The organism is Salinimicrobium aquimaris (genome assembly GCF_035607535.1).
In the GTDB taxonomy this organism is placed as follows: Bacteria; Bacteroidota; Bacteroidia; order Flavobacteriales; family Flavobacteriaceae; genus Salinimicrobium.
In genome coordinates, this window is sequence record NZ_JAYDZX010000004.1 from 17,698 (window position 1) to 39,954 (window position 22,257).

Annotated in this window: 20 protein-coding genes; 15 read left to right on the forward strand and 5 right to left on the reverse strand. The window is 40.2% G+C overall.

Annotation, left to right across the window (positions count from 1 at the left end; genetic code table 11):
* Positions 1 to 69: 69 nt before the first annotated feature.
* From metG to VR862_RS07855, 3 genes are all read left to right on the forward strand, one after another.
* On the forward strand, positions 70 to 2,184 hold the full coding sequence (gene metG, locus VR862_RS07845) for a methionine--tRNA ligase (RefSeq protein WP_324720403.1): 2,115 nt from the start codon (positions 70 to 72) through the stop codon (positions 2,182 to 2,184).
* A gap of 112 nt (positions 2,185 to 2,296) precedes the next feature.
* Positions 2,297 to 2,617 carry a GIY-YIG nuclease family protein gene (locus VR862_RS07850; protein WP_324720404.1) on the forward strand — a complete coding sequence of 107 codons (321 nt, stop codon included), beginning with the start codon at positions 2,297 to 2,299 and terminating at the stop codon, positions 2,615 to 2,617.
* A gap of 64 nt (positions 2,618 to 2,681) precedes the next feature.
* Positions 2,682 to 3,584: a histone deacetylase family protein gene (locus VR862_RS07855; RefSeq protein WP_324720405.1), complete on the forward strand. Its 903-nt coding sequence runs from the start codon at positions 2,682 to 2,684 to the stop codon at positions 3,582 to 3,584.
* Positions 3,585 to 3,692: 108 nt separating this feature from the next.
* Here the strand turns inward: VR862_RS07855 and VR862_RS07860 are convergent, their stop codons facing one another.
* Positions 3,693 to 9,041: a leucine-rich repeat domain-containing protein gene (locus tag VR862_RS07860; protein ID WP_324720406.1), complete on the reverse strand. Its 5,349-nt coding sequence runs from the start codon at positions 9,039 to 9,041 to the stop codon at positions 3,693 to 3,695.
* A 502-nt stretch (positions 9,042 to 9,543) separates the two neighbouring features.
* Between VR862_RS07860 and VR862_RS07865 the strand changes: the two genes are divergently transcribed.
* Together VR862_RS07865 and VR862_RS07870 are read left to right on the forward strand one after the other, a co-directional pair.
* Positions 9,544 to 10,329, forward strand: a complete 786-nt coding sequence (locus tag VR862_RS07865) for a helix-turn-helix transcriptional regulator (RefSeq protein WP_324720407.1) — start codon at positions 9,544 to 9,546, stop codon at positions 10,327 to 10,329.
* An 85-nt stretch (positions 10,330 to 10,414) separates the two neighbouring features.
* Entirely contained in the window at positions 10,415 to 11,089 is a 675-nt protein-coding gene (locus VR862_RS07870) for a LuxR C-terminal-related transcriptional regulator (protein ID WP_324720408.1), read from the forward strand.
* 128 nt (positions 11,090 to 11,217) lie between these two features.
* Here VR862_RS07870 and VR862_RS07875 read toward each other — a convergent pair whose 3' ends face one another.
* Together VR862_RS07875 and VR862_RS07880 are read right to left on the reverse strand one after the other, a co-directional pair.
* Complete coding sequence (locus VR862_RS07875; RefSeq protein WP_324720409.1) at positions 11,218 to 11,556, reverse strand: single-stranded DNA-binding protein; 339 nt, start codon at positions 11,554 to 11,556, stop codon at positions 11,218 to 11,220.
* Between the two features lie 28 nt (positions 11,557 to 11,584).
* On the reverse strand, positions 11,585 to 11,917 hold the full coding sequence (locus VR862_RS07880; RefSeq protein WP_324720410.1) for a single-stranded DNA-binding protein: 333 nt from the start codon (positions 11,915 to 11,917) through the stop codon (positions 11,585 to 11,587).
* Between the two features lie 192 nt (positions 11,918 to 12,109).
* On the opposite strand from VR862_RS07880, the gene VR862_RS07885 reads away from it, so the two are divergent.
* From VR862_RS07885 to VR862_RS07910, 6 genes are all read left to right on the forward strand, one after another.
* Positions 12,110 to 12,688: a hypothetical protein gene (locus VR862_RS07885; RefSeq protein ID WP_324720411.1), complete on the forward strand. Its 579-nt coding sequence runs from the start codon at positions 12,110 to 12,112 to the stop codon at positions 12,686 to 12,688.
* A gap of 16 nt (positions 12,689 to 12,704) precedes the next feature.
* The gene (locus VR862_RS07890; protein ID WP_324720412.1) at positions 12,705 to 12,989 is read left to right on the forward strand and encodes a hypothetical protein; all 285 of its coding nucleotides are present in this window, start codon (positions 12,705 to 12,707) and stop codon (positions 12,987 to 12,989) included.
* On the forward strand, positions 12,986 to 13,657 hold the full coding sequence (locus VR862_RS07895; RefSeq protein WP_324720413.1) for an ATP-binding cassette domain-containing protein: 672 nt from the start codon (positions 12,986 to 12,988) through the stop codon (positions 13,655 to 13,657). Before VR862_RS07890 ends, VR862_RS07895 begins: the two co-directional genes overlap by 4 nt.
* On the forward strand, positions 13,654 to 14,139 hold the full coding sequence (locus tag VR862_RS07900; protein ID WP_324720414.1) for a hypothetical protein: 486 nt from the start codon (positions 13,654 to 13,656) through the stop codon (positions 14,137 to 14,139). Before VR862_RS07895 ends, VR862_RS07900 begins: the two co-directional genes overlap by 4 nt.
* 192 nt (positions 14,140 to 14,331) lie before the next feature.
* Positions 14,332 to 15,324 (forward strand): alpha/beta hydrolase, encoded by a 993-nt coding sequence (locus VR862_RS07905; RefSeq protein WP_324720415.1) that lies wholly within the window; start codon positions 14,332 to 14,334, stop codon positions 15,322 to 15,324.
* A 112-nt stretch (positions 15,325 to 15,436) separates the two neighbouring features.
* Entirely contained in the window at positions 15,437 to 15,784 is a 348-nt protein-coding gene (locus VR862_RS07910) for a hypothetical protein (protein ID WP_324720416.1), read from the forward strand.
* On the opposite strand, the gene VR862_RS07915 is transcribed toward VR862_RS07910, so the two are convergent.
* Positions 15,781 to 16,248, reverse strand: a complete 468-nt coding sequence (locus VR862_RS07915; RefSeq protein ID WP_324720417.1) for a CBS domain-containing protein — start codon at positions 16,246 to 16,248, stop codon at positions 15,781 to 15,783. The genes VR862_RS07910 and VR862_RS07915 overlap by 4 nt on opposite strands.
* A 128-nt stretch (positions 16,249 to 16,376) precedes the next feature.
* Between VR862_RS07915 and VR862_RS07920 the strand changes: the two genes are divergently transcribed.
* From VR862_RS07920 to VR862_RS07935, 4 genes are all read left to right on the forward strand, one after another.
* Positions 16,377 to 18,689: a M28 family peptidase gene (locus VR862_RS07920; RefSeq protein WP_324720418.1), complete on the forward strand. Its 2,313-nt coding sequence runs from the start codon at positions 16,377 to 16,379 to the stop codon at positions 18,687 to 18,689.
* 230 nt (positions 18,690 to 18,919) lie between these two features.
* Entirely contained in the window at positions 18,920 to 19,693 is a 774-nt protein-coding gene (locus tag VR862_RS07925; RefSeq protein WP_324720472.1) for an NAD(P)H-binding protein, read from the forward strand.
* Positions 19,694 to 19,925: 232 nt separating this feature from the next.
* The gene (locus VR862_RS07930; RefSeq protein ID WP_324720419.1) at positions 19,926 to 20,504 is read left to right on the forward strand and encodes a hypothetical protein; all 579 of its coding nucleotides are present in this window, start codon (positions 19,926 to 19,928) and stop codon (positions 20,502 to 20,504) included.
* 255 nt (positions 20,505 to 20,759) lie between these two features.
* On the forward strand, positions 20,760 to 21,122 hold the full coding sequence (locus VR862_RS07935) for a DUF1508 domain-containing protein (RefSeq protein ID WP_324720420.1): 363 nt from the start codon (positions 20,760 to 20,762) through the stop codon (positions 21,120 to 21,122).
* Between the two features lie 5 nt (positions 21,123 to 21,127).
* Here the strand turns inward: VR862_RS07935 and VR862_RS07940 are convergent, their stop codons facing one another.
* A complete protein-coding gene (locus VR862_RS07940; RefSeq protein WP_324720421.1) occupies positions 21,128 to 22,108 on the reverse strand; it encodes a receptor L domain-containing protein in 981 nt (326 codons plus the stop codon).
* Positions 22,109 to 22,257: the final 149 nt, after the last annotated feature.

The window sequence follows — 22,257 nt, forward strand, 5'->3', positions numbered from 1 at the left end:
CTGCCTTTTACTAAAATTTAACGTGTAATCGCCAGTACTTGCTTAACTTTACAGCCTTTAATTTTTCACATGAATTCACCAAAAAGATATACAATTACAGCGGCTCTTCCATATACAAACGGGCCTATACATATTGGCCATTTGGCAGGAGTTTACGTACCTTCAGATATTTATGCACGTTTCCAGAGAATGCAGGGAAAGGATGTGGCCTTCGTGTGCGGGAGCGATGAGCATGGAGTGCCAATTACCATCAAAGCAAAAAAGGAAGGAGTTTCTCCCCAGGATGTGGTGGATAAGTACCACAAGATCATCAAAAAGAGCTTTGAAGACTTCGGAATTTCTTTTGATAATTATTCCCGGACTTCAGCTAAAATACACCATAAAACTGCTTCAGAATTTTTCAGAAAACTCTACGAAGAGGGAAAATTCACAGAAGAAACTACGCAGCAGTTATACGACGAACAAGCAGAACAATTTTTGGCTGACAGATTTGTAGTTGGTACCTGTCCAAAATGTGGCTACGAAGAAAGCTACGGCGATCAATGTGAAAAATGCGGAACCAGTCATAATGCTACAGACCTTATAAATCCAAAATCAGCTATCTCAGGTTCCAAACCTGTTCTAAAAGAAACGCGGCATTGGTTCTTACCTTTAGATCAATATGAAGGTTGGCTAAAGGAATGGATCCTGGAAGGTCATAAAAAGGACTGGAAGCCCAACGTCTACGGGCAGGTAAAATCCTGGATCGATGATGGATTGCGACCAAGAGCGGTGACAAGAGATCTTGATTGGGGAATTCCTGTGCCTGTGGAAGGAGCCGAAGGAAAGGTCCTCTACGTTTGGTTCGATGCGCCTATTGGGTACATCTCTTCAACAAAAGAATGGGCAGAAAAGACCGGGAGAGACTGGGAACCTTACTGGAAAAGTGATGACACCAAACTGGTACATTTCATAGGTAAGGACAATATCGTTTTCCACTGTGTGATCTTCCCCGCTATGCTTAAAGCTGAAGGAAGTTTTGTACTTCCCGAAAATGTGCCTGCAAATGAATTTTTGAACCTCGAGGGTAATAAGCTTTCAACCTCGAAGAACTGGGCAGTTTGGCTGCATGAATATCTTGAGGAGTTTCCTAATCAACAGGACGTATTGAGGTATGCTTTGACTGCAAATGCACCCGAGACAAAGGACAACGACTTTACCTGGAAGGACTTCCAGGCGAGAAATAATAATGAGCTGGTTGCCATTTTTGGGAACTTTATCAACCGGGTGGTGGTGCTTACGAATAAGTACTACGATGGAATTGTCCCTAAGCCGGGTGATCTCTCTGAAGTTGATGAACAAACTTTAGCCGAGCTTAAAGCTTATCCTGCAGTTATAGCAAGTTCAATTGAGCGTTACAGATTCAGGGAAGCCCAGGCAGAATTGATGAATGTAGCCCGTCTCGGAAATAAATATCTGGCAGATGAAGAGCCTTGGAAGCTCATAAAAACCGACGAAGAACGGGTGAAGACCATAATGTATGTAGCCCTGCAAATTTCTGCAGCTCTTGCCAGTCTAAGCGAGCCTTTCCTGCCATTTACCTCTCAAAAATTAAAAGCCATTCTTGATTACGGCCGCTCAACTTCCGAAGCACTCATCAACGCCAGCGGAGTGGTTTTTGGTGAAAATGAAGAAGAAAGCGAATGGGATCAAATTAGCTCCGGAAACGAATTTTTAGAACCCGGACATGCGATTGGAAAAGCAGAACTACTTTTTTCTAAAATAGAAGACGACCAAATTCAGAAACAATTGGAAAAACTTGAAGCTACAAAGGCGGCAAACATAGCCGACAACAAAAAAGCCGAACCACAAAAGGAAATTGCAACTTTTGAAGACTTTTCAAAAATGGATCTCCGCGTGGGTACTATAGTAGAAGCTGAAAAAATGCCTAAGGCCAATAAGCTCCTGGTGCTAAAAGTAGACACAGGTATCGACGTGCGCACTATTGTTTCAGGAATCGCCCAAAGCTTTAAGCCTGAAGAAATTGTGGGGAAAAAAGTGACCGTACTTATAAATTTAGCTCCGAGGAAACTACGAGGAGTAGAAAGTGAGGGCATGATCCTCATGACCGAGAACAAAGAAGGAAAACTGGTCTTTGTTAATCCCGATGAAGACGGGGTAAAGGAGGGGACGGTGATTTCTTAGGTCTTTAGTAGCCTGATCTAAACGAAAAACGAAAGGCTCGACCTGTCTTCAAGCTTGTCTCCCCGAGCGGAGTCGAGGGGTCTCTTGCGAAGACGACAGTTAATTTGAAACGATGAAATTATATTACGTCTACATCCTGGAGTGTTCGGATAAATTACTTTACACCGGAATCACAAATTATATTTCCAGAAGATTAGAAGAGCACAATTTAGGATTAAATAAAGACAGCTTTACTTTTAAAAGAAGACCTGTAGAGGTTATTTTTCATCAGGAGTTCAGAGAAATTAATCAGGCAATCTGGTTTGAAAAGAAATTAAAGAAGTGGAGTGCCCAAAAGAAGAGGGCTTTGGCTAGTGAGGATGAAATACTCCTAAAGCTGCTGGCGGAGTGCAGAAATGAGTGTCATTCTGGGAACAATGGTAATAGCAATTAAATGAGGTCTCGACTCCGCTCGACCTGACAATTGAGCGCGGTAGTCTTAGCTCAACCTGAAAGATATGCTTAAAATCGCTTTCCATCCAATCTATGTTCTGCCTTTGCCAAAAGGTCACCGCTTCCCTATGGAAAAATACGAGCTGGTGCCACAGCAACTGTTGCACGAAGGCACCTGCACGCAGAATAATTTTTTCGAACCTGAATTCCCCGATGAAGGCGATGTGCTAGCTGTACATGAAAAAGATTATGTAGAAGCTTTGAAGAACCAGACCCTGAGCTACAGAGAAGCCAGAAAGATAGGTTTACCACTGTCTGAACGGCTGGTAGAGCGGGAATTTATCATTGCTTCAGGAACTATTAAGGCTGCCGAATTTGCACTAAAAAATGGTATAGCCATGAATATTGCAGGCGGCACTCATCATGCCTATACAAATCAAGGAGAGGGATTTTGCATGTTCAACGATCAGGCGGTGGCGGCGAGATGGCTGCTGAAGAACAAGCTGGCCCAAAAGATCCTTATTGTAGATCTGGATGTGCACCAGGGGAATGGTACGGCAGAGATTTTTGAAGATGATGATGCTGTTTTTACTTTTTCCATGCATGGAAAAAACAATTACCCCTTTAAAAAGGAAAAAAGTGATCTGGATATTGAACTGGAAAATGGGACCGGGGATGAAGAATACCTCAAGATCCTCAAGGAAACTTTGCCGAGACTTATTGAGGAACAAAGGCCTGACCTTATTTTCTATTTGAGCGGCGTGGATATCCTGAAGACCGATAAACTTGGAAAACTCGGCTGTACGGTTGCGGGCTGTAAGGAGCGGGACCGTTATGTGTTGCAAACCTGCCATGATCTCAACATCCCTGTAGAGGTAAGTATGGGTGGTGGATATTCGCCCCACATTAAAGACATAGTGGAAGCCCATGCCAACACCTTTCGTTTGGCGCAGGAGATATTTTTTTGAGTTTCAAGCAAAACCTGTTTGTTTCCAGCTCTGTTATTAGAAAAGAATTTAGGTCACAATAAAAAAGAGGTTGCTCCCGGCAACCTCTCCAAAACATTCTGATTATCATTAATTCCTAATAATAAATGCTGTTTCTGTTTGGCCGTCAATCGAAACACTTAAAATATATTGACCAATAGAAGTCAGTATAGTGCCAATATTATTACTCACTAATTCATTTCCAAGCGGGAAAAAATCAACCCCAGGGAATGACTTTGCTCCCTGAAAAACCTCTACCCGAACATTGCTCAGATATACAGGTTTTGAAAAGGAAAGCCTCATATAATTAGAAAATGGATTAGGATATACAGTAACCACCAGATTCCCTTTAAATTTTAGAGAGGTTGGATTACTTGCGCTGTCAATAACCTGAACAGTAGTTACCGAGCTAGAGTGATTTTCTGAACCATCTGTCACAGTAAAGATCACCTCATACTCTCCCGGGAAACTGAAGGTTGACTGATCAACAGAGTATTGAAGAACACTGCAATTATCACTGGAACCATCATTAATATCAGCAGGATTTAAATTTACTGAAGCAGCTCCCGCAAGGTCTAATGTAAAGCTGCGTAAAGAGGAAGCTGATGGTGCGATCTCATCTTTCAATGTAACTGTTGCATTAGCTGAACCGATATTGCCAGATTCATCCTCAACTGAAAGTTCCACTGTATTTTCACCAAGGTTGCCACAGTCAAAATCAGAAATATCCAGATTAAAGATCAAGTCTTTTTGTTGAGTCATATTATCTGAAGATCCATCATCTATATCTGAAGGAGAAATACTGGCAAGGCCATATCTATCCAGGTAAACGGTGACATCTTTGGTATTGACTATTGGTGCTTCACAATCACCGCTGTTGGTATACCTGGCAGTGAGGTCGATGCTCCAGTCTTCTATGGTAGTTGATTCGTCATCTACCCCAATACAATTCAAGAATGGATTGTTGGTTGCATCCATAAAAGTGATAGCTGAGTTATTTCCATTTCTCAGGTCAAGGCTGGTTAATACATTTTCACTTACGTTTACACTTCTAAGTTTATACAGATCGCTTAGATCAAGAGAGGTGAATTGATTACCAGAAAGATCCAGGGCTTCAAGGTTCGTTAGGTCCACCAGGTCAAGTTGGTTTAACATATTATTGGCTGCATTTAACTCAACCAATAATTTTGGATTGCTAATAACCAATGCTGCAAGAAGGTTTTCACTTAGGTTTAAAGCGATTAGATCAGTGTTTTCTGCCAGATCTATCTCATTTAGAAGGTTGTGTGAAAAGTCAAGGGATTCCAGGTTAACAAATCCCTCAATTCCTGTTGCATTTGTAATAGATTTGCCACTAACATTCAAAGAGTTTACCTCCTCGGCTTCAGATAGGAGAATATTTCCAGTTAAAGCACCATTTTCTCCATTGGTATCAATCCCAAGGTCAATAAGTGCCTGCTCAAAATTAGGATCAGGTATTAGGATAACTTCTGGGGCCTGTTTGCAGTTAAGGCTAAAAATTACTCCCAGATCTACTTCCCAGGTTTCATAAGGTAAGGACGTATCCGTTGGATCATCTACTGATATACAGGTTAGCAAATTGCCGGTTGCCTTAAGTTTCTCTAGAGCAACATTATTTCCGTTTCGTAGGTCCAGCTCTTCCATTCCATTATTCATGACCTGCAGTTCAGTCAGTTGAGCATTACCTGTCAAGCCCAGTTTAGTAATAATATTATTATTCAAAAACAGGTGCTGCAGGTTGAGATTATTATTTCCATTGAAATTACTCAAGCTGTTATCGTTCAATAGTAACCACTCAAGGTTGGGGTAGGTTGCACCATTGAAATTGCTCAATCCCGTGCCGGAAAGATTCAGGGAGGTTAAAGTTGGGTTCCCGTTCGCACCGGTTAAAAGTGTCATGTTCGGATTAAACTGCGCATCCACTCTATCAATTACAGAAAGCAAAGTGATATCCAGTTCAGAAAGCTGATTATGCTGAGCACTCACCCATTTAAGAGCTGTGTTTGCCGAGAGATCTAAACTCGTAAGCTCATTTTCTGCAATGAATAGTTTCCAAAGATTCGCATTCGCTGAAAGATCAATAGAACTGATTCCTGTAGAATGAACGAAAAGCTCTTCCAATAAAGGATTACCGGAAACATCAATTCCTGATGTCATATTATTCCTCATGACTCCAAATCGTTTGAGATTTGGGAGCATGGAAATATCAACGGAATTCAACTGGTTATCATTTAGAAACAATTCCTCTAGTTGGGTGTTTTTCGAAAGATCTATATCAGTTAATAGTCCGAAACCTACCTGAAGGTTGGTGAGATTGCCAAAGGCCTCTATACCCGTTAGGTTGGTGATTTTTTCAGCAATTGTTAGCCTGGCATCCGCAAAAGAATTTGTATTACCATTAGGCAGTTCAGGAAAGTTCAAATTAAGACTTGTTATATTTTTAACATCCTCTCTTAGAACTGAAGTATTGACCACTCCATCACTATCAATTCCAAGATCAATCAGTGCCTGCTCGAAATTAGTATCGGGAATCTTAACAAAATCGCCACAATCTTCACTGAAGTTTTTTCCCGAATTCAGCATGGCTTGGGAAACAACAGGATCTGCATTTATACAGGTTAAATTTGGTGCATTAGTGACATTAAAATATGTGACTAGAGAATTATTTCCGTTTCGCATGTCTAAGTGCTTAATATTGCTATTATATCCTGTAGATAAACTTATAATTGGATTATTAGATAAATCAAGAACTTCTATCTGTGTAAATTGAGTTTGCAAATTTTCAAGAGAGGTTAATTTAGAAACGTCGACTTTGGTTAGAGGATTTTGACCTAAATTTAGCCAAGTCACTTTGGTGTTTTCTTTCAAGTCTATAGAGGACAAGTCATTTACTCCTAATTGCAATACATCCATGTGAATGTTACTGGTCAAATCTATGGATGTAAGTTTATTTCCACTCAAGTTTAATCTTGTTAATTTGACATGAGGAGTGAGATCAATTGAAGTTAATTGGTTCCATGAGCCAGTTAAATTAGTGAGATTAGGAGTACCGCTCAAATCGATTTCTGCTAAATTATTTTGTGAAAAAGTTAACCAGGTCAGCGTTTCTGTTGCCGGTAAGATTAATGTCTCGATCCGGTTAATAGGACAGTGTAAATTCCGTAAAGAGGTATTGGCAGAAACATCTAATTCGGTTAGTTCGTTGGAATGGCATGTTAAATAAGTCAAATTTATAAAGGCCTCTATTCCGGTCAAATCCTGGATTTTACTACCTACATTAGGTAAGTGTGCATTACTATCTGCATTTGAAACATCCAGGGAACTTACAGCTTCAGCATCCCTCCTTAAAATGCGATGATTGACTATACCATCGCTATCAATACCCAGATCAATGAGCGCCTGCTCGAAGTTGTTATCAGGAATAAAAACGACATCTTTTAAGAGCTTATAGGTCCAAAATCCATCTCCCCAATTTAATGAGACGTTCATGACATTGCCATTTTCAGAAAAGGAAACATTGTATGTAATTGATTCCGGAACAGGCACATTTGGTAAAATACCAGCATTTACGGCACTTGAAATACCCAAAAAGGAACCTTTTCCGTTCAATGTGATTGTTCCATTTATTGGATCGTATTCGTAACTGGCAGGTATGGATCCATCATGGGGAGGAACTGGTTCGCCACAAACATGGGTTTCAACACCTTGAAAAGGTTCGAGTATTGTTTCATCCCCCTGCACATTACTAAAAGTTCCATCTTCAGAAAAGACATACAAATCATCCATATAACATGCTCTTCTTAAAATTTCACCCTCGTCCTTCTCCAGGTACCACCAGTCATCGGAGCCGGGGGTGGAACCTACTTTTAACGCTCCCGCTTCAGGAGCTATGATCCATTTACCGGCAATTGATGTTGAACAATCTTCGCTAAAGGTCTTATAAGGTAGATTCATCTGGTCTGAGATCTCAGCATCCGATCTTATACAATTAAGCTTAGGTGTATTATATGCTTCAAAATATGTTACGTTGAGATTATTCCCATTTCTAAGAGTAACGTATTCTAAAGGAGTATTTGATAGACCATAAACCTCAAGGTTTGGATTATTATCTAGATTCAAAACGGAAATTGGATTCCCATTACACCAGAAGACTTCCAGAGCCAGATTATTAGAAACATCAATTTCTGAAATGTTATTTAACCCAAATCCTAAGACCCTGAGTGACAAATTTTGGCTAACATCTAATTCAACCAGTTGGTTACTGCCGCATTCCAGAACTGTTAAATCCGAATTATTTACAAGGTCCAGCTCCTGAATTTGATTGCCTTGAATAAATAAAACTGATAGTAAGGGATTATTACTAATGTCTAATTCGGTCAATTGATTCCCTGTACCATGTAATTCAGTCAATTGTGTATTATTAAAAAGCTTTAATTTCTGAATCTGATTTTTTCTACAATCCAACACTGAAAGCGAAGTAAAAGCTTCAATTCCTGTCAGGTTGCTAATTTTTTCGTTGACAGTAGGCAAGGCCGGATTGTTTATGGGATCTGAAATATGTAGTTCGGTTACCCCTACAACCTGGCTTCTTTTAATGCGATGGTTTAAAGTTCCATCACTATCTCTTCCCAGATCAATAAGTGCCCGCTCGAAATTATTGTCCGGAACAAAAACCGCATCTTTGATTAAAGTAAAGGTCCAAAAAGTGCCCGGAGTAGATTCAATCATTAAGACCATTCTATTTCCGTCTTCCGACAGAGAAATGTCATAAGTTATTGATTCTGGTACTGAAGCCGGATCTTCAAGCTCACTGCCATTCACTACTTTGGGCAATCCCAAAAATGCCCCTTTTCCATTCAGAGTAATAGTTCCGTCTACGGCATCGTATTCATAACTGGCAGGAATGGAGCCATCGTGTGGAAAAACTGGTTCGCCACATTGTAATTCAGACACACCTTGAAAAACTGAAAGGTAAGTTTCAGGACCAAGAATGTTTTTAAAAGAGCCATCCTCTCCAAACTCATACACATCATCGAAATAACATATTCTTTCGAAAAGAGTTTCTTCAGTTACTTTCCACCATATATCCGATCCTGGTTCTGGTCCAACTTTTAACGCTCCAGCTTCGGGAGCAATGATCCATTTACCGGCTATTGAAACAAAAAAATCCCCCTCGAGTTGACCGCTATCCATACCAAAGTAGATAGGGGCCTGTCCAAAAATAGGATTTGAGATATAATCAATGGCAGTAAGGTTAACCGAAGTAATACTTTCATTAAGTGACATTTCGATTTTCCTATCAAGATTAGGAGCGACCTTAACCAACCGGTCATTAAGAAATGTTTTTGCATTAAGACCTTGAATGGAAATTAGCAAAGCACCAAATAATGTTAAAAGAGAGGAGTTGAAAGATTTCATAATAAAAAGAATTGATTAGCAATTAATTATATAAAGACCAAATGCCCTGATATTGAGTAAGCTTGGGGGGTGTTAATATGAAGTCAGGGGTATATCGTTGATTGGATTTACCCCATATTAATATGTTTCTTAAACTGGGTAGGACTTAGAAAAAATTCCAATTTAAAATTCACCACTAACATGGCAGCTTTATGGATTATAAAAGGCTTACATTTTTGACAGGGGACCTTTGTAAAACGATATTTTAAAATTATTTCAGACTATAAAATTCTCATTAATAGAACGATAGTTGTAAATATACTCGACTTAAATTATCAAGAGCAATACCCCTTTCTAGGTAATTTTATTTCAATTGCTTAAGTTTATTGTAGAAAAATTATCAGTCATAGGTTAACATTTTAAAATAATCCTTAAATCGGTTGAGTAAGAAAAATTTATTTATAAATGATGATTAAAAATTAATCCCGTTACTTCATTTGAGTAATATTTATAGTCCGCTAAAATGAGTCAAACAGATAATGAATCCACCCAGAAGGTCAAATTGGTCTGGAAAACAAAGAATGGAGTAAGAATTCTTAACCCCCATAAAAAGTTTTTCGGTCCGCTTATCAAGTCTATTGCCACACTTTTTTCACCTGGGGACTACTTTTATTTCACTTTTGATTTTACGACTTTACAAATGACTTTTGTAAGTGATGAGATAAAAGATGTGTTGGGTATTGAGCCTTTTGAATATAATCTAGATTATGTTTTTAAAAATATGGATCCACATTATTTGGAAGAATATCATAAAATTGAAAATGCTGGATTTAATTTCCTAATAAATTTCTTACCCACAGAGGATATAAGAAAATATAAAGTTTGTTATTTAATAAAGATAAAGTCTGGGGACGGCACCTATAAAACTTTATTGCATCAATCTAAAGCCATTACTATCTCCAAAGACGGTAAAGTCCAGGAAATTTTCTGTATTCAAACAGATCTTTCTTCATATGATATAAAAATGGATTACTCTATTTCTTTTATAAGTGAGACACGTCCTTCTTATTATTTAGTAAACACAGATCCTCCTTATTGTTATGAAAAAATAACTCATTCTCTTACTGAAAGGGAAATAAGAATAGTTAAAGAATTGGCCAAAGGAAATACTAACAAGGAAATAGCTGATATTTTGGACATTTCTCCCCACACGGTAAAAACTCATAAAAAGAATATCCTGAAAAAAACAAAATGTTATAATACCCCTGATTTAGTTGCCAGGAGCATACGAGAAGGGCTTATAACGTAAGGTGATGAAAGAACCCAGAAACACTTCCCTTGAGCAATGGCCAAAAGAATTTCCTTTAGGTGATTCTAATTCTTTTAAAGATGCCTTGGAAATAATTGATCAAGTAGGTTCTATGTTCGCAGTGGGTCCCTTTTACTATTATGTTGTTGATACGCGTAACATAAATTTGCTGCATGTAAGTAAAGGCATAAGAAACGTATTAGGAGTTCCTTCCTCAAGTTTCAGCTTGGAATTACTTGATGACCTTATTCATCCTGAAGACCTGGCGGCTATAGAGAAAATAATCGAGTTTTATTCTAATACACAAGAGTTCGAACTAAGCAATTATAAAGTTTCTTACTTAATCAGGTTGAAAAATTTTGAAGGAAAATACCGGACCATTTTAAATCAAAGCAAGATCTTAGGGGACACTATAGAACCTGAACAAAAAAAAATAATTAATATTCATACTGATATTTCACATTTAAAAATTGAACAGGACTTTCAGATTTCCTTTACCTGTAGTAACAGGCCTTCCTATCATTTCGATCTAATTAAGAAAAAACCCATAATAACAGAAAAGGCTACAAGGAATCTTTCTGAAAGAGAGCGCCAGGTTATCAAGCTTACTGCAGAAGGAAAAAAAGCTGAAGAAATAGCCAGATTATTATATATCTCAGCGAATACCGTCAATTCCCATAAACGAAATATTATTAAAAAACATGAGAGTAAAAATATGTCTCAGCTGATTGCTGATCTTTTACGGCAAGGGATTATTTAGAGCAGTCATTAAATTTTGAAATCTACAATGTTGACTACGAACAATTTCATATAGGCATTGAAAATCTTTTTCCAAAAACAACAAGCGCAGGAGAGTTTCCTGCGCTTGTTTGTCAAAAAGGGCATTTTTCAGTTGCTTTTTTCCGGGAGCTTTAATTCCCGGCATACCACCTCTGTCACATATTTTTTGTTGCCGTTCTTGTCTTCGTAGGTACGACTACTTAACTTGCCTTCAATTTCTATTTCCCTGCCTTTCGGTACCTGTTGTTCAACCATCTCAGCCATTTTTCCCCAGGCAACGATGTTGTGCCATTGAGTATCGGTCACTTTTTCGCCTTTGTAGTTAGTATAGGTTTCCCTGGTGGCAATCGAAAATTTTGCCAGCTTCTTGCGGGTGCTCAGGGTGAGGATCTCAGGCGCTCTTCCTACATTTCCAGATAGCTGCACGTTGTTCTTTAGTGTGTTCATGATCGTATCTATTACGGTTGATAATTCATTATTTTCCAAGAAGCAGTATCTCATTGCAAACCACTTCGGTAATGTATCTTTTGATTCCTTCCTTATCCTCATAGCTGCGGCTGGTGAGTTTTCCTTCCACCCCTATTTCTTTACCTTTTGGAACGTAATTCTCAATCAACTCTGCAGTTTTTCCCCAGGCTACAATGTTGTGCCATTGAGTATCGGTAACCTTTTCTCCTTTGTTGTTCTTGTAGGTCTCATTTGTGGCGATAGAGAATTTCGCAAGTTTCTTTCCAGATTCCATAGTGACGATCTCGGGTGCATTACCTACGTGGCCAATCAACTGTACTTTGTTTCTTAATGTGTTCATGATGTAAAGAATTTAGTTTAGCTGAAAATCATTCGTTCATTTCAACAGGACAAACCTACCAACGGCTTCAGGTCTTATTCGGTTGATACTGATTTGTTTTCGTTTACATCCGCTTGTAAGCGTTTGTAGACGGCTATGGCTGTAGCTGATTTAATTTTTGTAATATTACATGAGACCTCTGATTCTTTTCCCATGAAAAAAATGCTTTACCTGCTGTTCCTGGCTTTGACCATAAGTTGCCAGGAAAATTCTAAAACTTCTGAAGAAGCTATAGCGCACAATAATGACCTTTTGAGCATGACCTTCAAAGATTTTCGGGAAATAGAAATTTTTGAGAAATATGAGAAGGCTTTTGATACTGCTATCTACACCGGCGGTTGGGAGGATGATTTTCGACTACTTCACTTAAGAGAAACTAATGAAAATTTAGTTTTATTCTATAAAGTTGTCGACCGTCAACAAAATACTGGTGAAAATACTTTCCGGGTACTCGATACACTGCAAATCAGGAATTTGAGACAAGATGAGGAAATAATCATTGGGTACTGCTACAATCAAAATTATTATGAAGGAGAATTAGTGGCTGTGGCAGAGAAAACAGACAGTCTCGTGGCACAAAAAATTCTAAAAGTTTGGCGCGCAAATCCGGCATCTGGGGCCGTTGAAGCAGTTGAAAATTTTAAGGGCATCATCTGCTTGAGCTTAGATTATGAAGATAATGGGCAGCCTGTATCTATAAAGCACCTTAATCTGCAATCCCGGGTAGATTAATTACGGCATCAAAAGCATGAACAACCAAAGCGCCTTCTGGAAGTACTATCGGGATTTCAATTTCTTCAATCTGGCCTTTTCAGCCTTATCTGCAGTCTTTTTCGGAATTTCAAGCGGACTCCTCATCTTCATAAGCTTTGGAATGGGGGTAGGCTACCTGGGATATAACTTTTTCAGGAAGGATGAGTATTATTTATATTACAACCTCGGCTTCAGCAAATCTTATCTTATAAAGAAGGTTTGGATCCTTAATCTGCTTTTCATGGGGCCAGTGCTTCTAATTTTGTTTCTGTTCTTATGAGTCGGCTGCAGGTAAGCCGGGTAAACAAGAGCTTCGGAAAAAGGCAAATTCTCGATGAGGTTTCTGTGAGTTTTGAAACGGGAGAGATAATTGGCCTTTTTGGGAGGAATGGTTCCGGAAAATCGACTTTGCTCAAATGCATGTTGGGAACTCTGAAAGCAGATTCTTTAGAGATAAGAATTGACGGGGAGGAGATAAAACCTTCCGAAGTTATTCCTCGTCAAAAAATAGGATTTCTACCTCAGGAAACCTTTCTTCCGAAGGAGATGAAAGTGCGGAACGTTATTCCTCTAATATTTCCGGAAGGGGAAGATCAGGATAAGATCTTTTATTCTACCGGAGTAGCTGCATTTGACGGAAAGATCGTTGGGAAGCTCTCTGCCGGACAATTGAAGTATTTGGAGCTACTTTTACTGGCCCATATGCCACATCCTTTCCTGCTGCTGGATGAACCTTTTTCCATGCTGGAGCCGCGATATATTGAACTGGTAAAGGAATTGCTGCTTTCTCTCAAGAGCTCAAAAGGTCTTTTACTTACAGATCATTACTACCGGGATGTTCTGGAAGTGGCTAACCGTAGTTATGTGCTGAAGAAAGCAAGAGCATATGAGGTGGAAAGTGAACACGACCTGGTAACTCATAAATATTTAAAGATTAATAACGAATGAAACCTGCTTCGGCCAAAGAGATAAGGGATGAATTAAAGCACCTCGGGAGGGACGAGCTCCTGGAGATTGTGCAACGCCTTTCCCGTTTCAAAAAAGAAAATAAGGAGCTGCTAACATATTTGCTGTTTCAGACCCAGGATGAGGAGAAGTTCAAGGCTGAAATTAAAGCCGAAATGGACCGGGAATTCTCTGAGATCAACAGGAGCAGTTATTATTTCATGAAGAAGAGTATGCGCAAGATTTTGCGGAACGTTAAAAAGTACAGCCGATATTCCGGGAAAAAAGAAACAGAGACAGAACTGTTGATCTATTACCTTCAAAAAATGGATAATTTCAAACCTTCTGTCCATCGTAACAAGACTTTGAAAAACCTGTTTGACAGACAGCTGGCCCTGGTGAACAAAAACATGGAGAAGCTGCATGAGGATCTACAGTATGACCTAAGCCTGGAGCTGGAGAAAATTCTGAAGAACTACAAATAAATCTGCTACCGAAAGAGTCAACAGAACCTACCTTTAATTTTTAAAAAATCTGTAGAAGGTAATAAGAGAATGAGCTTTTTTTTCCTGAATTCCTTATTTTTACAGGTAGCAGGAAAGATGGCTCCTGCAGTTGTTCTGGCAGGTGTTGACTGAAAAAGTCATCCAAAAATTAGGAGATTAAACTTCCACAACATGGCTGCTGTTTCATATTCAAGGGTCCTCCTTCGCTTTTCTTCTATCTTCTTTTTCTTTTTACTGATTTCCTGTACGAAAACCAATGGAGAGCTTTTATTCAATGAAAAAGCTCCTGAAGCAGGTTTTAATTTTCCTTATTATCTTTTTATTCCGGAAGATATCTCCGAATCTTCCCCGAAATACTTGATTGTAGAAACAAACAATTCCGGATTTGCAAGTGATGATTTTAAGGAACACCTTGAAAAAGCAGGAAGAACTGCTTCCAAAGATTTTTATCTTGGAAATTATGCAGCGGTTAATCTTGGTTACCCGTTGCTCGTTCCGGTTTTCCCGAGATCAAAAGCAACAGGAAACATGTATACTCACAGCCTGGATCGCGACGTGATGCTTCAAAAAGGAACACAACTGGAGCGCATAGATCTTCAGGTCTTGGAAATGGTAGAAGATGCAAGGGAGAGACTAAAGCAAAAAGGGCTGGAGACAGAACCGGAAATTTTAATGACGGGATTTTCTGCATCAGGAACCTTTGCCAATCGCTTCAGTCTGCTGCATCCCGACAAGATCAAAGCAGTTGCCGCCGGTGGCCTTAATGGGATCTTAATGTTACCTTTTTCAGAAGAAAATGAAGTAGAACTCACTTATCCGGCAGGTACTAAGGATTTTGAGCATTTGTTCGGTAAGCCTTTTGATTCCATCGGCTTCAGGCAAACTCCCCAGTTCCTGTTCATGGGAGCACAGGATGAGAACGATGCACTACCTTATGATGATGCTTATGATCCAGCAGAAAGAGAGGCCATAAATACCATTTTGGGAAAGGAAATGCTCCCAACCCGTTGGAACAAAAGTAAAGAGTATTACTTGAGGGAAGGAGTAAATGCAGAGGTGAGGACATTTGAGGAGGTGGGACATGAGCATCCCCAGGCGGTGAAGGATGAGGTCGTGGAATTCTTCCGCAGGATAATAAAGAGTGAAATTGGGGAAAGGGGGTAAAAATTAAACCCATAAGCAGCCCCGACCGGAAAATTTGGTAAAGACCTGGAGAATTGAAATTCAGGTTCTGGCGAACCAGAAGAAACCGGTCTAAAATTACTAACTTTAAAATATGGAAAAAGGCTGTCTCGAATGTGGGGAAAAGATAATTGGCAGGACCGATAAGAAGTTCTGCAGCGATCATTGCCGCAATGCTTATAATAACAATCTCAATAAGGATAGTAAGAATATGGTGCGCAATGTCAACAATCAACTGCGCAAGAATTACAGGATCCTTGAAGAATTGAATCCGGATGGTAAGATCAAGCTTCCCAAATCAAAACTGGCAGCCAAAGGTTTTAACTTCGACTATTTCACCAGCATTTACACTACAAAAACAGGAAATATTTACTATTTCGTTTATGACCAGGGATATTTGCCCCTCGAGGGGGACTTTTACGCTTTGGTGAAAAGAATCTAATACCCCCAACTCTGCCCTTTAAGTTCAAGCGCTGCACGTAATACGTCGCTCTGACTTAGCTGACCTACCAGTTTGCCGTTGCTCACGATGGGAAAACGACGGAATTTGTGTTCGATAAATTTTTTGGCAGCGTCCAATACATTCATATCGGCATCTATGGTGACCGCGTTACAGGTCATTCTTTTCTCTACTGAATTGTCATCCATGGGCATGTTGTAATAGCGACTGTCCGAAATATGTTTCATACAATCTCCTTCAGAAATTACTCCCTGCAGGTTATTATCTTCATCAACCACACATCCTCCCGAGATCTTATGATGCAGCAATTGCTCCATGACCTCCATGACCGTTTGTTCTTTTCTAAAAGTGACCAGGTCTGTAGACATGTAATCTTTAACGCAGATTGGAGCACTTGCAGCTTTTTCCGGCTCTGCTCTTCTTCCCTGAAAGCTCTTAATTCCCATGGTACAAGTATTTGATAGTGAGTTTTTAAAATAGGAAATTAATCCAATCGGGAAAAGCCTATTGGCAATATTTTAAGAATTATGCATAGAGCTTCATGATTTGAAAGGCTTTTAGATATATTTGAATTATGTCAAAAAATCTACAGGCCCTCTTGGCTCTTATTATTGTCATTTCAGGTATTATCTGGAGTTTTACCGGCACCCGTCCCCAGGTGGATCTTGAAAAGCAAATTCCGGCAGATCAATTTTCGACTGCGCGGGCTTTTGAACACGTGAAGGCTTTAGCTCAGGAGCCACATTATGTTGGGAGCAAGGCTCATGCTTACGCCCGTAATTATGTGGTGGATGAGCTCGAGAAGTTGGGGCTTTTAGTGGAGATGCAGGAGGGCTTCACCATGAACAAGGGAGGGACTCTTACAAGACCTCAAAATATCCTGGCACGTATAGATGGGAAGGGAAACGGGAAAGCTTTACTCCTCATGTCCCATTACGATAGCGCCATGCATTCCTCACCGGGAGCCAGTGATGCCGCGAGTGGGGTGGCGACCATTCTCGAAGGAATTAGAGCTTACCTTGCCTCCGGAAAAATTCCTGACAATGATATCATTCTTCTTTTCACCGATGCAGAGGAACTGGGTCTTAACGGAGCGGAGCTTTTTACTGAAGAACATCCTTGGGCAAAAGATGTGGGGCTGGCTCTAAATTTTGAATCCCGTGGAAGTGGGGGCAATTCTTTTATGCTCCTAGAAACCAATGGTGGAAATAAAAAACTGATTGAACATTTTGCTGAGGCCGGTGTAGCACACCCCGTTACAAACTCCCTTGCCTATAGTGTCTATAAAATGCTGCCAAACGATACAGATCTTACCGTGCTGCGGGAGCAGGGAAACATCAACGGACTCAACTTTGCCTTTATTGATGATCACTTTGATTATCATACCGCTACAGATATTCCCGCAAACCTGGATATGCGAACTCTGGCCCACCAGGGAAGCTATTTAATGCCCTTGCTTGAATATTCGGCCGCGGTTCCTCTTGATGATCTTTCTTCGGAAGCTGATGTGCTGTTCTTCAATATTCCCGGCTTTCGCCTGGTGAAGTACCCCTACAGCTGGATAATTCCCCTGTTAATAATTTCCGGAATATTGTTGCTAACGGTGATCATATTTGGATTATCAAACAGAAAGTTGCACGTGAAAGCCATGGCTAAAGGTTTTGCACCTTTACTGCTATCCTTAATCCTGGCCGGGCTTCTGGGTTATTTTTTCTGGCAGTTCGCCCTTTGGTTCTATCCGGGATATGCCGAGATGGAGCATGGCTTTACCTATAACGGTTACTGGTATATAGGAGCTGTGATCTTCCTTTCTTTGTCTGTTTGCTTTTACATCTATCACAGATTCAGGAAGCCCGATAATTCCCGCGAATTGATGGTTGCACCACTTGTTCTATGGATAATCATAGGCGCTTTGGCTGCAGCCTACCTAAAAGGTGCAGCCTATTTCATCATTCCGGTGCTTTTCGGGATCATTCAGCTGTTCATCCTGGTCAATGATCCAAAATGGAAATTACCTGCAGTGGCATTTTTATGTCTCCCGGCTATTTTTCTCCTCATGCCATTTATTGTCAGTTTTCCCGTGGCTTTGGGACTGGGAATGCTGGTGCTTTCTGCAATTCTGGTGAGCTTGTTGTTCAGTTTGCTGTGGCCTGTTTTCGGAGCCTTCAGGAATAATCAACTTTTTGGGTTCTTTAGTTTTATAGTCTTTATTGGACTTTTCATAGTTGCACATTTCAAATCCGATTTTAACGAAGAACGTCCGCGGCCAAACAGTCTGGTTTACCTGGTTGATGAAGATAAGGGTGTTGCTACCTGGAATACCTATGAGGAGGTGCTGGATGAATATACCGCTCCCTATTTTGAAAACGCTGTAGAAGCACCACAGGACCATTGGTTTGGCAGCAAGAATGGCAGCAATTTCAGTAAAACTGCTCCTGCGCCTTCCATAATGCTTCCGAAGCCCTATATTTCTGTTGAAAAAGCAGTGAACCAACCCGATGGGCAAGATCTGTACAACGTCAAGATTGCTCCTAATCGGGATATAAACCGCATGGAACTTTTTGCTGATAGAACTATCAATTTTAAGAACTTTAAGGCCAATAGTAAAGAGGCGGGTGACCTGCGGCCGGGTGAAAGCAGTTTGCACGTGCACAAGAATCGTTGGCGCGACAGTTTTTTATCTTATTATGCAGTGAACAAAGACACTTTACGACTGGAAATAAGCGTTGAAGAGGGTCTGCACCCCGAGATCACTCTTTTGGAAGCCTCTTATGACCTGCATGAGAATCCGCAGTTAAATGTACCACCACGTTCTGCTGAAATGATCCCACGGCCCTTTGTAATGAATGATGCGATAGTAGTGAAAACGAGTTTCAAATTGGAATAAATTAAAATAAAAGCACCAGATTTCAAGCACCAAATTCCAATTACAGATATAGCACAATGATCAGTAAACAGTTAGCGATAATCAGATGACAGTTCAAGATTGGTTGTCTTTAGCCTCCAGTCTCACGTCGATAATTTGCTCTACCTTCGTACTTCTAAAATCCAACTTTTCATAACTCATAACTCTTAACTCTGAACTTTAAAAACCTTTCCATATTAGGAACCGGCTGGCTGGGATTACCCCTGGCAAAAATGTTAATTGCTGAAGGAATTTCAGTAAAAGGCAGCACTACTTCTAAAGACCGGTTGTCTGTGCTGAAAGATGCAGGAATTGAACCTTTTCAGGTCGTGGTTTCTGCGGAAGGAGCTGAAGGAAATGTCAGTGAATTTATGGCCTCAGCTGATGTACTTATAGTTGATTTTCCTCCCGGTCTTAGGAAAAATCCACAGCTGGACTATGCAGGAGCTATTGAGAAGTTGGCACAAGCCGTAGAAGCATCAGGTGTCAAAAAGGTCATTTTTGTATCCTCAATTTCGGTTTATCAGGAAACGGAAGCCTTTCCTATATACACCGAAGACGCAGCACCTAATGCAATTTCGGCTTCCGGAAAGGAGATCGCTTCCGCAGAAAAAAAACTACTTCAAAATCCAATTTTTGACACCACAGTAATCCGCTTCGGCGGACTCATTGGCGCCGGCCGGCATCCGGTGAAATATCTCGCGGGAAAAACCGGACTGGCAAATCCATTGGGGCCTGTAAACCTGATCCATTTAAAAGATTGCCTGCAGGTCATAAAAAAGGTGCTTAAAAATGACATTTTTGGAGAGGTATATAATGCCGTTTATCCGCTGAATCCGCCGCGGGAGAATTACTACACCGCGAAAGCCCGTGAAGCAGGGCTGGAAATTCCGCAGTTTGACCATTCAAAGCCTTCAGTCGGGAAGATCATTTCGGCTTCTAAGCTGATGCGGGAATTGGGGGTAGAGTTCATTGCAGGAATATGATCAATTAACAGTTAACAACAATCAGTGATCACCTGTAGGCTCAGGGCCGCCGCCTGAACTAATTTTATTCGGGTAAATAAATTTCCTGTCTGCTGTATCGGCACAGATTACAAATCCGCGCCAGCCTAATCAGTGCCAGATTTATATTAATTGACAGAACCCGGTTTATATCTAAGTCACCGATGCAGAAGCGGCACAGTAGTTGCAAATACTGTTAAAAAAATGATGGATTATGAAAAAGTTAGCCATAATATTTTCCAGTATCTTTTTTCTTTTTACCGGCTTTTCAGCAATGGCGCAAGGAAAAGGTAAGGGAAATAAGGAAGAATTTAAACAGCAGAAGGAAATAGCAAAAGAGTTCAGAAAAGAAGAAAAGGCACGGGAAAGATTTTTTCGTGATAGAGCCAAAGAGGAAGCCGAGTGGCACAGGGAACGCGCGAGGGAGCTTTCCGAAACCGCACGTGAAGCGAGAAAAGATGAAGCTGAATATTATAGAGAAATGGCTAAAGCCGACGCCGAATTTTACAGGGAAAGAGCGAAGGAAGCTGCCGAAAGAGCCAGAGAAATGAGAAAATCCCAATCTGAGATCCAACGGGAATTGGCTAAAGAAGAAGCTGAATATTACCGGGAACGCGCTAAAGAAGCTGCGGAACGGGAAAGAGAATTTCTAAAGGATAAAAGAGAGTGGAACAGAGAACGCGCCAAAGAAGCCGCAGAGTGGCACAGGGAGAGAGCAAAAGAGGCTGCTGAGCGCCAAAGAGAGCTTCAAAAAAGAGAGCGGAAATTATCCAAAGAGAGAACAAAACAGTAAGAATTTTACTAGATATGAAAAGCCGGCAATTTGTCGGCTTTTTTATGAGCTTCACTGTTTGGGTCAGAAATCCACCACATACGTTTCCTGTGGTAAAAGTTTCCATATTAACTTATCTCCAATAACCTTCTGGGATTTTGGATTTTGGTGCTTGGGATTTAGGATTTCTTCATCTTGATAACTTTTGAAATTTTATGAGTGGCACCGGGCCCCTGTTTTTATAGATTTGAGATTTTGAAAAATTCAGGAGAGCCTATGAGCGCATTTGTGATAAGTAAAAGAGACACCGGAAATTATAAGTTCACCTTTGCCTCCCGAAAGGGAAAAACCATTTTTACAAGTATTGCCTGCAGGGAGAAATCTGACTGTGAGAAGATCATCGAAACCATTCAGGGCGACTTGGAATCTTTTACCTTCCGAAAAGCCAGGACGGGTTCTGGTAAATATTTCTTCAGGATCACCCGCGGCGGACTCGTCCTCGCTACCAGTCGCAAATTTTCTACAGAACTTATGCTGCAAAAAGGCATAGATCAGTTCCTCAAATATGTCCCCGAAGCCGAAACACTGGATTTTTCGGTTAGTGAGGATGTTTTTGCCGAGGTGGAGGAAGAAGAGTAATCGTTCTAGAGCTTACATTCTTCTCCTGCGACCTGCTCAATTGTTGGGTTGTAGAGGTTCTGAAGTGCATTGAAACCTGTCCAACCTGCTGCAATTAGGTTTTGAAGGCTGCAATAATTTTCTAAAGAATTATTGTTGATTGCCCTTACAAAAAGATCTCCATGGGCTTTTAACCCTTCTAAACCATTCAAACTGGTAAGGCTCTCATTATATGATATACCAAGTTGTTGAACGTCTTCCAGATTTGTCAAACCCGAAATATTTTCCAGTATGGAATTATGCTGTATCTGAAAAAAATCGACCTTTTTAAGTCCGGGTAAATTCAGGCTCGTGAGTTTATCGTTATGAACTATCCAAAGGTCCTTCACTTGAGGAATATTACCTATTCCATTGGTGCTGATAATCCCTGTTCCAGTTAAATACATATATTCCACCGGTTGTTGGATATTGCTAAGAGGGCTTAGGTTATTTAATTTGGGTAAATCTCTTAATTCCAGTTGATAGGAAACTCCTGTAATTCCTTCCAGCCCGTTTAGGTTTTCCAGATTGGGACTCATTCTAATTTCCAATTGCCTCACCTCTCCGGTAATTCCACCTAAACCTTTTACATTTTTTAGAAAAGGATTATTAACAATTGAAATAAAAGAATCATCTTCAAGATCTATGTTTTCCAGGCCGTCAAGATCAACCAGGTCGGTTCCAATGATGTAAACATCACCTCTAACACTGGTGAGACTGCTTAGGCCGCTTACGTCTGTAATTGGATCCTTTGAATTGTAAGCACCAACACTAAGAATAAGATTTCCGGTAATTACTGTAAAACCTTCTTCTGCAAAATCGTCGACTTCTGCTTGGGAACTGAAAGCCTTATGATTAGTGAAGTACTTTTCTGTAGGTTTTGGCTCCGGTTTCTCCTGTTCAGGGGAATCTGAACTACAAGAAGAAAGAAAAAGAAGGAGGGATAACAGGACGAAATAAGATCTCATGAAGTGAAGGTTCTAATAGATGGAGTTAAGATAAAAAACTTTATTATTTTTAGTAAAATTTAAGAAATCGAATCTCTAAGCCTATTTTGATAGGAATCACTTGTTTACAGAATAATTTTAAAGCAATTTCAAATTGCTCATGTGGATTG

Excerpts from the sequence above, each read along its gene's own strand:
- VR862_RS07885 (WP_324720411.1), top strand. The coding sequence starts at position 12,110 with ATGAAAAAAATGCTTTACCTGCTGTTCCTGGCTTTGACCATAAGTTGC.
- VR862_RS07915 (WP_324720417.1), bottom strand. The coding sequence starts at position 16,248 with ATGGGAATTAAGAGCTTTCAGGGAAGAAGAGCAGAGCCGGAAAAAGCT.
- VR862_RS07940 (WP_324720421.1), bottom strand. The coding sequence starts at position 22,108 with ATGAGATCTTATTTCGTCCTGTTATCCCTCCTTCTTTTTCTTTCTTCT.
- VR862_RS07850 (WP_324720404.1), top strand. The coding sequence starts at position 2,297 with ATGAAATTATATTACGTCTACATCCTGGAGTGTTCGGATAAATTACTT.
- VR862_RS07935 (WP_324720420.1), top strand. The coding sequence starts at position 20,760 with ATGAGCGCATTTGTGATAAGTAAAAGAGACACCGGAAATTATAAGTTC.
- VR862_RS07900 (WP_324720414.1), top strand. The coding sequence starts at position 13,654 with ATGAAACCTGCTTCGGCCAAAGAGATAAGGGATGAATTAAAGCACCTC.
- VR862_RS07860 (WP_324720406.1), bottom strand. The coding sequence starts at position 9,041 with ATGAAATCTTTCAACTCCTCTCTTTTAACATTATTTGGTGCTTTGCTA.
- VR862_RS07895 (WP_324720413.1), top strand. The coding sequence starts at position 12,986 with ATGAGTCGGCTGCAGGTAAGCCGGGTAAACAAGAGCTTCGGAAAAAGG.
- VR862_RS07855 (WP_324720405.1), top strand. The coding sequence starts at position 2,682 with ATGCTTAAAATCGCTTTCCATCCAATCTATGTTCTGCCTTTGCCAAAA.
- VR862_RS07930 (WP_324720419.1), top strand. The coding sequence starts at position 19,926 with ATGAAAAAGTTAGCCATAATATTTTCCAGTATCTTTTTTCTTTTTACC.
- VR862_RS07905 (WP_324720415.1), top strand. The coding sequence starts at position 14,332 with ATGGCTGCTGTTTCATATTCAAGGGTCCTCCTTCGCTTTTCTTCTATC.
- VR862_RS07875 (WP_324720409.1), bottom strand. The coding sequence starts at position 11,556 with ATGAACACACTAAAGAACAACGTGCAGCTATCTGGAAATGTAGGAAGA.
- VR862_RS07910 (WP_324720416.1), top strand. The coding sequence starts at position 15,437 with ATGGAAAAAGGCTGTCTCGAATGTGGGGAAAAGATAATTGGCAGGACC.
- VR862_RS07920 (WP_324720418.1), top strand. The coding sequence starts at position 16,377 with ATGTCAAAAAATCTACAGGCCCTCTTGGCTCTTATTATTGTCATTTCA.
- VR862_RS07890 (WP_324720412.1), top strand. The coding sequence starts at position 12,705 with ATGAACAACCAAAGCGCCTTCTGGAAGTACTATCGGGATTTCAATTTC.
- metG (WP_324720403.1), top strand. The coding sequence starts at position 70 with ATGAATTCACCAAAAAGATATACAATTACAGCGGCTCTTCCATATACA.
- VR862_RS07880 (WP_324720410.1), bottom strand. The coding sequence starts at position 11,917 with ATGAACACATTAAGAAACAAAGTACAGTTGATTGGCCACGTAGGTAAT.
- VR862_RS07865 (WP_324720407.1), top strand. The coding sequence starts at position 9,544 with ATGAGTCAAACAGATAATGAATCCACCCAGAAGGTCAAATTGGTCTGG.